This window comes from Candidatus Competibacter denitrificans Run_A_D11, from assembly GCF_001051235.1.
GTDB lineage: Bacteria > Pseudomonadota > Gammaproteobacteria > Competibacterales > Competibacteraceae > Competibacter_A > Competibacter_A denitrificans.
In genome coordinates this window covers 1-4330 of the sequence record NZ_CBTJ020000031.1, presented here as the reverse complement: position 1 = coordinate 4330, position 4330 = coordinate 1, and the positions used below count along the sequence as shown (strand labels likewise).

Here is a 4330-nt window from a genome sequence, read left to right as displayed (position 1 = left end):
CAAACTTAAACGACTCTATCCTGCCGTGGAGTCCACCCAAAACTTGGCCACGTCAGCCGAAGCTGAACCTATCAAAACTTTTGCGGCTGCCCACTAGCTGGACCCGTGAGATACGGTGCAAAGCGCTACGGCCAGGTTCAACACGCATTGGGTATAATGCCTCGTTCCATAAAAAGCACGCTCTCAAGCCATCGCCGCCGAGCAGGGGCACCAGGTGCTGTTCCTCCCGCCCTACAGCCCCGACCTCAACCCCATTGAGCGCGATGTCGCCAACCTCAAAAACTACGATAGTTCGAGTTCGCCTCGCCCAACGCATCGTTTGAAACCATTGGCAGTCCTGTCATTGGCCTTGGAAATGCAGGGCACTGTAGTTATCTTGGACGAGGGCCTGTCCCGCCATCAGGCCAACGGCGGCGCGGTGCATCCCAAAAAAACGCAGAGGCCGTCGCCCGATTTCCAGATTGGCTACGCCGCGCTGTTGGTGCATTAACCCAAACCGCGCACGCTCGCCAGTGGCAAAAACAGCGTTGATTCCTGGGCGAGAAGCTGAATAAAGCCGTGGTGTTGGTAGAATGTGGCGGCCGTTTCGTCCTTAGCGTCTACCACCATGGCGTAGGCGGCCATATCGCTTTTTAAGCTGCACGCCAGAACATCGGCAAGGAGCGCCGCTCCCAGCCCTTGCCCTTGGAACGCTTGATCCACCGCCAAACGATCCAGCCGTACAGCCGGTACGGTTGGGTAGCGTGGCAATTTTTTCTGAAGCTCCAGCGAAAGATCGCCAAAAAACAGGCTCGCTGACGCCAGCGTGTAGAAACCCGCTATTTGTGAGTCGCCCGTCAAAGCAATAAAGCAAGCGGTCACGCGCCGGCGACTGTCTTGATGAACGTGGTGGTGGAAATAATGATCTAGTGCCTCGGAACCGCTCTTAAAGCGCGTGCGGTCGTAGTGGCGCTCCAGGGCCACCATCCGAAACTGAGCCTCCATCAGTCGTCACAAAGCAGCTGACGACGGCGAGTAAAGGCGCAATTGAGCGCACGATTGGCTGCGGGCGGTGCCAGCAGCGCTTCAGCGAAGCGTGTTTGATCGATCAGCGATAATCGAATCCCGTCGGCTTCGGCAATCGTCCGCTGGGCCGCTTCATGGGCCGCGCTCACGACGAAATCGGTCAGCGTGCGCCCTTGGAGTTCAGCGGCGCGTTTAAGCAGCGCATGGACATCCGGCGGCAGCCGGGCTTCCAGGCGAGCCGTGGCAGGTGGCGTCGGCATTAGGATCTCCTCTTGAAGCAAGATATACGGCAAATTGCCGGATCAATACAATGCGTATGCAGCCGCGTTATGCTTAAGCGCTCGGCACATAGCCGCCCGGAGCATACACCGCCGCCGACGCCACCGCCGTGTTCGAGGCCATATCCGGGTGTTCGCTGATGCCCGCCAGATGGGGCACGATCCGTTGCTCCAGCGCCTTTTCGCTGGTGTCGGTGGGTTTCATGCGTCGCTTCCTTTTTTCTTGCGCCGGGTTTTGGGCGTTTTATTCGCCGCCTCGGTCATGGCCATCGGCAGCGGCAAAACGGCCTGCGCCGTACGCTCGCGCGCCAGTGCCACGGCACGGTGCAATTGCGCTTGCAAAACGTTCATATCCGGGATGTGCGCCAGATAGTCGGCCACGCGGATATTGGATGCCTCCAGATCCATCAGCTTGACCTGCTCAATATCCTGGGTCGCGCACAGAATCAGTCCGATGGGCGGCCCCTCGCCGGCAACGCGGTCATGCTGGTTCAGCCAGCGCAGGTACAATTCCATCTGACCCTTGTGCGCGGGCTGGAATTTCTCCAGCTTGAGTTCCACCGCGACCAGCCGTTTCAGGTGGCGGTGATAGAACAGCAGGTCGAGGTAGAAATCGTCCGCACCGACGCTGATCCGTTTTTGCCGCGCCACGAAGGTGAAGCCCACGCCCAGCTCCAGCAGGAAGCGTTCCATTTCGCGCAGGATGGCGTCTTCCAATTCGCGCTCGCTGTAATCCTGCGGCAGGCCCAGAAAGTCCAGCATGTACGGGTCGCGGAACACGAGGTCGGGCGTCATCTGTCCACCCGCCCGCAGGTGGCTGATTTCGGCCTTCACCACGGCCTCCGGCTGCTTGGCAATGGCCGTGCGCAGGTATAACTGGCTGGCGATACGCTCGCGCAGGATGCGTACACTCCAGCGCTCCACACGGCACAATTCGGCGTAATACTCGCGCTCCAGCGGCTGTTTGAGCGGAATCAGTGCCAGGAAATGGGTCCAACTCAATTGTCGTGACAGCGATACGACAATCTCCTCATCAGGAAAGACCTCGTGAAACTGGATCATGCGGGCCAAATTCTTGGCCCCGAAACCGGCGCCGTAGGCCCGCGTCAATTCTCTACTCACTGCGGAGACTATTTCCTGTCCGTAAGGCGCACGTTCCTTTTTCAGCAATTCCACGCCGATTCGATGGCCGACACGCCAATACAGCATCGTCAGCGTCGCATTGGCGGTCTGCGCAACGTGCGCTCGTGCCTGTTCGATCAGGCCACGTAGTTCGGTCAGCAGGGTGTCGGCTTGTTGGGGTACGTCGGGTTCATGTATCGCCATCGTCTTCCTCCCCATCGGGTTCGATGTCTTTCTCGGTCACCATGTGGTCCGGGCCGGGCATCCAGCTGCGCACGCCCACCTGGCCGGTGACGACATCGGCACTCTGTCGGTCACGGTATTCGCGGGTCAGCCTGCTTTCTTGTTCCGCGCGGGCGATGGCTTCGTCGAGTGTGGCATTCGTCGGTGATCCACTCGCAGATGGCCTTCTGCTCTTTGACGGGCGGCACAGTGAAAGGAATCGTCAAGCCAGCATCAGCTTGGTTAAAAAACGGCCCTGGTGACCGAAAATTTTATAAAGTCAGCTCTCACAATTCCCTGTCGCCTTCAACGCTTCACGAAGCGTCTCCAGTGACAGCAGCAAGGACTGGGGCGCATCCAGTAAAGGCAAGGCACCATAACGCTCATACCAACGCACAATGGATTCATTTTTGGCATCAATGAGTAAGGCAACGCCGCCGACGTGCGCAGCGACTTGCAAACAACGCCGACCTGCCGCAAGGAGGAGTTGTCCCCCTAGTCCCTGACCCTGGACCGAGCGACTAACGGCCAGCCGGGCTAATCGAAAGACCGGTACTTCGTAACGTCCCAAACCCCGCGCAATCAGCGCTGGAACACGAGCGTAGGCGATTGAGGCGGGGCTGAGGCTGTAGTAACCGAGGATAGTGCCGCCTTCTGCATTCTCAATCGCAAGAAAGGTTTTGGCACTGCCCCGCGCATGGCTTTGGCGCGCCTGGCGACGCAGGAATTCGTTAAGCGCCGCCTCACCACAATCGAAAGCTGCCCGGTCATGGTGCTTGGCAATCGGCTCTTCACGCCAATCCAGCGCCATCACACTGACGGCGGCAAGGCGCGCGCGGCCGCCAGCAGCTTTTCATTCGGGGGCGGGGGATTCTCCAACAACGCCAACACTCGCAGACTATCGCGCTCCGATAGGGGCATTCGTTCAGCCTGCTTGATCACCTCGCGCGCCGCCTTCACGCCATGCCGGATGATAAAGTCCGTTAGATCGGTATTTTGCAAGGCGGCTGCCCGTAGCAAGACCGCTTTGTCGGCCGCTGCAATCCGCAACGACAGACGGCTATTGTCCTCAACGGCAATTCTTGGCATGACATCCTCTTTAGCGTAGTAAACCCTTTTCGATCATAGAGGATATTCGGGATCAGTCAATCAATATGTGTATTCAATGCGTACAAATCACATCCAAGTGATTGTTGTCAGTCCGGGGCACGCACCCGGCTTGAAGGGCGACGACGGCGGCCGGATCAAGGAGCAGGGCCTAGCGCGCCAAGATCAGCACATTAGCGTCCTGTGGCGGATTTGAGGGGTGGGGTCCAGCCCGCTTGCGCCAGGAGATAGGTTTCACGGTCGAGAATCTGAGGAATCGGCGGGCTGGGATCGCGCAACGCCCGCAGGGTCGGTTCGCCCGGCGCACCGATCCGGCAGTGCGTGCGCGGCAGATCATAGACATACCGAAGCCAACAGGTGAGGGCGAGCTGCGGGGGACAGACGGATTCGTTCGGATCGGGCACGAGGGTCACTGCCCTCGCCATCAGCGCCTGCAAGGGTTCGGTGTTAATGCAATAGCGCCAGACCTGGTTGCGGGGCGTTTCCCAGAGCACATCAAAGACGCCGTGGTGATACGAACGCGCGGGTTGGAGCTTGGCCGCTTGGCGGTGGGTGAGGCCCAGTCGCCAGACCAGTTCAATATGCAGCGCAATACG

The 4330-nt window shown here is 59.2% G+C and carries 7 protein-coding genes and 1 pseudogene; 1 reads left to right on the top strand and 7 read right to left on the bottom strand.

What is annotated here, in order from left to right; genetic code table 11:
- Positions 1-146: 146 nt before the first annotated feature.
- Positions 147-280, top strand: a pseudogene (locus BN873_RS20820) (transposase); the annotation flags it as partial.
- A 206-nt stretch (positions 281-486) separates the two neighbouring features.
- On the opposite strand, the gene BN873_RS06620 reads toward BN873_RS20820, so the two are convergent.
- The 7 genes from BN873_RS06620 to BN873_RS20335 all read right to left on the bottom strand — a co-directional run.
- Positions 487-984, bottom strand: coding sequence for a GNAT family N-acetyltransferase (locus BN873_RS06620; protein ID WP_048671990.1), 498 nt, complete (start codon positions 982-984; stop codon positions 487-489).
- Positions 984-1265 carry a type II toxin-antitoxin system TacA family antitoxin gene (locus BN873_RS06615; protein ID WP_048671988.1) on the bottom strand — a complete coding sequence of 94 codons (282 nt, stop codon included), beginning with the start codon at positions 1263-1265 and terminating at the stop codon, positions 984-986. The genes BN873_RS06620 and BN873_RS06615 overlap by 1 nt, the downstream gene beginning before the upstream one ends.
- Before the next feature lie 73 nt (positions 1266-1338).
- The gene (locus BN873_RS20340) at positions 1339-1488 is read right to left on the bottom strand and encodes a hypothetical protein (RefSeq protein WP_171820425.1); all 150 of its coding nucleotides are present in this window, start codon (positions 1486-1488) and stop codon (positions 1339-1341) included.
- Positions 1485-2609, bottom strand: coding sequence for a PDDEXK nuclease domain-containing protein (locus BN873_RS06610; protein ID WP_048671985.1), 1125 nt, complete (start codon positions 2607-2609; stop codon positions 1485-1487). Before BN873_RS06610 ends, BN873_RS20340 begins: the two co-directional genes overlap by 4 nt.
- Before the next feature lie 298 nt (positions 2610-2907).
- The gene (locus tag BN873_RS06605; RefSeq protein WP_048671983.1) at positions 2908-3438 is read right to left on the bottom strand and encodes a GNAT family N-acetyltransferase; all 531 of its coding nucleotides are present in this window, start codon (positions 3436-3438) and stop codon (positions 2908-2910) included.
- On the bottom strand, positions 3438-3716 hold the full coding sequence (locus BN873_RS06600) for a type II toxin-antitoxin system TacA family antitoxin (protein ID WP_048671981.1): 279 nt from the start codon (positions 3714-3716) through the stop codon (positions 3438-3440). The genes BN873_RS06605 and BN873_RS06600 overlap by 1 nt, the downstream gene beginning before the upstream one ends.
- A gap of 191 nt (positions 3717-3907) precedes the next feature.
- A partial coding sequence (locus BN873_RS20335; protein ID WP_048671978.1) for a hypothetical protein occupies positions 3908-4330 on the bottom strand: 423 nt, incomplete at its 5' end.

What these genes read in the sequence shown, in the direction of transcription:
- BN873_RS06620 (WP_048671990.1), bottom strand. Translation starts at nt 984, where the DNA reads ATGGAGGCTCAGTTTCGGATGGTGGCCCTGGAGCGCCACTACGACCGC.
- BN873_RS06615 (WP_048671988.1), bottom strand. Translation starts at nt 1,265, where the DNA reads ATGCCGACGCCACCTGCCACGGCTCGCCTGGAAGCCCGGCTGCCGCCG.
- BN873_RS20340 (WP_171820425.1), bottom strand. Translation starts at nt 1,488, where the DNA reads ATGAAACCCACCGACACCAGCGAAAAGGCGCTGGAGCAACGGATCGTG.
- BN873_RS06610 (WP_048671985.1), bottom strand. Translation starts at nt 2,609, where the DNA reads ATGGCGATACATGAACCCGACGTACCCCAACAAGCCGACACCCTGCTG.
- BN873_RS06605 (WP_048671983.1), bottom strand. Translation starts at nt 3,438, where the DNA reads ATGGCGCTGGATTGGCGTGAAGAGCCGATTGCCAAGCACCATGACCGG.
- BN873_RS06600 (WP_048671981.1), bottom strand. Translation starts at nt 3,716, where the DNA reads ATGCCAAGAATTGCCGTTGAGGACAATAGCCGTCTGTCGTTGCGGATT.